Source organism: Paenibacillus sp. OT2-17, assembly GCF_009827695.1.
GTDB lineage: Bacteria > Bacillota > Bacilli > Paenibacillales > Paenibacillaceae > Paenibacillus > Paenibacillus polymyxa_B.
Genome location: NZ_WUDQ01000558.1, coordinates 1 through 2,374, shown reverse-complemented (window position 1 = coordinate 2,374; position 2,374 = coordinate 1). Strand labels below are relative to the sequence as shown.

Here is a 2,374-nt window from a genome sequence, read left to right as displayed (position 1 = left end):
GGAGGCTTCGCCCACTTTACGAACTTTACCCTGAATCACCTGGTCACCTGCTGCATCAAGCGTAATATCAACAAGCTGTCCTGGTTTAATACGGTTAATATCGGTTTCTTCAATGTTCGTGGATACGTACAAGCTGTTCATATCCACCATAGTTGCAACAGCACTACCCGGCGATCCGATTTCATGCTCTTTCGAATAAATCTTAATAACGGTTCCGTTGATCGGCGCGCGCAGTACGGACTTGCTGATCATACTCGCATCCAGCCCCGATACATCCTGCTCGGCAATCGGTTCATTACGCTGAACAACATCTCCTTCTTCCACATCAATGTGGCTAATTTCTCCGGAGATTTGCGGCATTACCTTATATTGATCGGCTTGAATGCGCGCATCGTCACTTTTAACAAAGTGTGTTGCTTGATACCAATAATAGTAGCCAATAGCTCCACCGCTCAGAATGAGCAGTACAATGAGGATTGGCAATACAGTTTTCTTACTCACTTCTTCCACCCCTGTTGTCCAAAAAATTTTATTATTCAACGCTAATATTTTAAAATTGAAATATTAGGCCATTAAACCAAATAGAGAACGTAAATAAACACATGGCAACATTCCATGCAAAAGACAGGACTAACTTTATGTACATAGGACAATCTGATCCATGATCCACAAACCGTCTTTTTATATTTAAATATTTTCATATAACTATTGTACATTGAAATATTATAGATATATTTATCTATTCAGGCAACATAAATTTTCAGTTTTTTCATAATTTTTTTTCATAAAAAAGAGCCTTGTTTCCAAGGCTCTTTCACGAAAAGGGATAGTTTACAATTAAAGGGTTACACAGTAACGTTATGAGAAAGGTGTAGGTACAGCTGACCGTTGTTTGCAGTTTTTCGCCCCCTGCCCTTCCTTCGTGTTCCTATTCATTCTATTCCCTTGAGAAGCTTGCTTTTCCATGCAACCCCCGCAACGGCAGCGTTCTGTCGTCCCATGTACATCCTCTTTGGAATCCCGTAATAGCCGCACGTAATCCAGAGATTGCTGTAAAGAAGCAGGTCCCGGAATGAAACGGACCTTCTTGCCTTCTAGCAGACAATATACCTCAATGAGCTGAGGAAGAGCTCCAAATGCATAATAACAAAATACATTTGTCATATGTTGGAACGTACTAATAACGTTAGGGTTATAGTCAACGATGTACTTTTGAATGAGCAGGGAATCTGCTTCTGCTGATAGTTGCCAAGCAGCCTGAACAATAAGCGAAATATTGACCTCTAACTCAGGCACAGACGTACAAAATTGTTCATACAGCATTACAGGTACCAGCAAGTCATTATTTAAGCCACAAATTTTTGACAACTCACCTGACACTTTATTTTTGACATCCCAATAATGGAACAAAGATTCAAAGCTGTCTGACTGCTTGGGCCACCATTTCTCTAGCACATACTGGACAGGGACTTCCCGCCGCACCTCTACTTCCATTCCAAAGTATTCGTTCAGCGCATGCCCTATTGCATATTGAACCCGTTGCCGCCAATTCCAACCCTCACGCCCTCTTTTCCTCTGTGATTGACGAATTGGCTGTGGAGTTCTCCACATCTCCTCAAGCTGATAGTCGTGCAGAAGAGGAAAGGCGCTTAAGCCATCGCTATTGCGCATACCTATCCCTCACTCTCTTCTCAGGACACCCCAATACCCGCCTGTGCAAATTGTCTTCCGTAAGCTCGGCAATTCTCCTTATCATCATCCAATGGATTAAATTCAATCTTCAGACTCTCCTGAATGACCGATGCGCCGCGTTCTTTGACTTTTTCCTCTACCAAGTCCACTGCGCCACAGAATTGCGTATAAGATGTATCTCCACTGCCAAATACTGCGGTCTTTTTACCAGACAAATCAAGCTCGTCTAGTTCCTCGTAAAAATCCAAAAATTCATCAGGAAGCTCACCATCTCCCCATGTATATACACCCAGTAGGAACCCGTCATATGCGAGCAGTTCTTGCGCGCTGCAATCATACGAAGCCTTCAACTCCGCCTCGTGCCCTGCCTGACGGACGCCCTCGGCGATCAATTCCGCGATTTCCTCTGTATTACCTGTCAAACTGGCATAAGCAATCATGATTTTACCCAAGTTCATCCCTCACCTTTATTTGAAATATGGGATGCTTTCACTCCCTGTTACTCAAATAATATTTGATAATGATTCTCATTGTCAAATATTAATTTAAAAAACTAGGTTTAATCTTATGGAAATATACGCAAAACAGCCGCATTACATGCGGCTTTTGGCAGATAAACTCTATGGATAAACAAATTATTAGTTACAACATAGGTCATTACCTTATAATGCGCTCCGCCAAC

The 2,374-nt window shown here is 42.2% G+C and carries 3 protein-coding genes; all 3 read right to left on the bottom strand.

Annotated features, from left to right (window positions below; all coding sequences use genetic code 11):
• A partial coding sequence (locus GRP75_RS24530; protein ID WP_160790623.1) for an HlyD family secretion protein occupies positions 1-501 on the bottom strand: 501 nt, incomplete at its 3' end.
• A gap of 357 nt (positions 502-858) precedes the next feature.
• Positions 859-1,671: a hypothetical protein gene (locus GRP75_RS24525; RefSeq protein WP_023989066.1), complete on the bottom strand. Its 813-nt coding sequence runs from the start codon at positions 1,669-1,671 to the stop codon at positions 859-861.
• Between the two features lie 20 nt (positions 1,672-1,691).
• The gene (locus GRP75_RS24520; protein WP_034095047.1) at positions 1,692-2,150 is read right to left on the bottom strand and encodes a flavodoxin; all 459 of its coding nucleotides are present in this window, start codon (positions 2,148-2,150) and stop codon (positions 1,692-1,694) included.
• Positions 2,151-2,374 lie beyond the last annotated feature (224 nt).